Below are 1,454 nucleotides of genomic sequence, written 5' to 3' on the forward strand. Positions count from 1 at the left end.
TCTTGTAGGTTGGACTGTCTGCTTTGGCATAATCGAGCGCTGTCTTACCTTCGTTATCTTTCACGCTGGCATCGACCTTATGTAGGTTAAGCAATTTATCGATGTACGCATCGCGTTCGTGAATGACCGCCAGATGTAGTGGGGTCTGCCCCTCAAAGTTCTGCAGATTATAATCGAGCCGTCCGGCTTGCCCGTCAATCTGCTTCAATGTATCGTATGCGGCTGTTTCGCCATGAAGGATCAAATAGTGCAGAATACTGTTGCCGGTTGCTGCATCGCGGCTTTCCAGATCGGCTTCGCCGGCGGCGATGATGACCATCAGCCGCTCGGTTTTAAACTCGTTATTCGGGAGAATCAGCTGCTCCATATCCTTAACGAAGTCGCGGACGTGAAGATTTCCACCGGGTATGGTAGCCGGGGATGATGGAATGGTATTCCCTTCACTGCCCTTTGATGGTCGGCTTACGATATCAACCTCTTGATTGGTGGCTGATCGAAGCTGGTAACCCAGCGCATCGGACATCTCACGGATTGGCACATACAGCTTGTCTTGAATGACGACGGGGGGAGCGGACCATCGTATTGGCGTATCGTCAACGCTAATATCGACAAGAGAGGGGGTGGCTTTCCAATAAACCGCTGCCCCTACAGCCGAACCGGCGGTGAGCGTAACGCCTACGATGGCGCCCATTGCAAAAGCGGGAATGGAAGTTAAACGTTTTTTCAAGATCAATGATCCTCCTTCGTTACCATTGTATGGTTGGGTCCAGCACAATCACATTGCGTTCCGCGATGGCGGTCTCAAGCAGGTCTTCCCTAAGCTTGTTTCCCGTCAGAATGATATCGGCCTGATTCGCCCGTTGTTCCGCCTCGAGCTTGTTCAGTAGTCTCTCGACGGATAATAGATCCTGGTAAACTGTAGGGGCGAGTTGCTCCCAGTAATCGGCTTCCGTGTAACCGCTCTCCGCAATAAGCTTGGTGTGAATGTCTTGTTGTTCCTGTGGCTGGGATTCTAATAATTTTCTATATTCTGCAGCTTTCTGCGCCCCGTCTTCCAGACTCGCATTTACCCCGTTCTCTTCAGCTAATTGAAGCAGCAATTCCTTAGAAGCCATGTTTTTTAACACGATAGCATCATCCGGTAAGATAGTAGAGCTGTCATTCTTCGTCTTATGATGAAAGTTAGCCAGGTCGTTGCTTGTGATCACATGGTGTCCGATCTGGACGAGCGCCTGACCGTCATGCTGCTGCAGAGTACCGTAACGTTCAGATGGAGGGGCATCCGGTTGATCGGCTACCGCAAAGGTAATGCTGACCGCCAACAGGATCATAACCACCATCCCCAGGATCATCCAATATTTACGTTTGAGGTGCATGCACGCTATACCTCCAGTTGTAGATTTTGGAACATTATACTTATATAGACGTCGCGGCAGGGGAAAAGGTTCAAATTA

General features: G+C 50.0%; 2 protein-coding genes. Both read right to left on the reverse strand.

Translation table 11 applies throughout. The features are described from left to right. Nucleotides 1-727, reverse strand: a 727-nt coding sequence (locus ACFRAK_RS28665; RefSeq protein WP_394573141.1) for an ankyrin repeat domain-containing protein, incomplete at its 3' end; no start/stop codon positions are given. A 19-nt stretch (nucleotides 728-746) separates the two neighbouring features. Next, entirely contained in the window at nucleotides 747-1,376 is a 630-nt protein-coding gene (locus ACFRAK_RS28670; protein WP_394573142.1) for a SurA N-terminal domain-containing protein, read from the reverse strand. Nucleotides 1,377-1,454: the final 78 nt, after the last annotated feature.

The sequence above is a fragment of the Peribacillus sp. NPDC056705 genome, assembly GCF_043656335.1.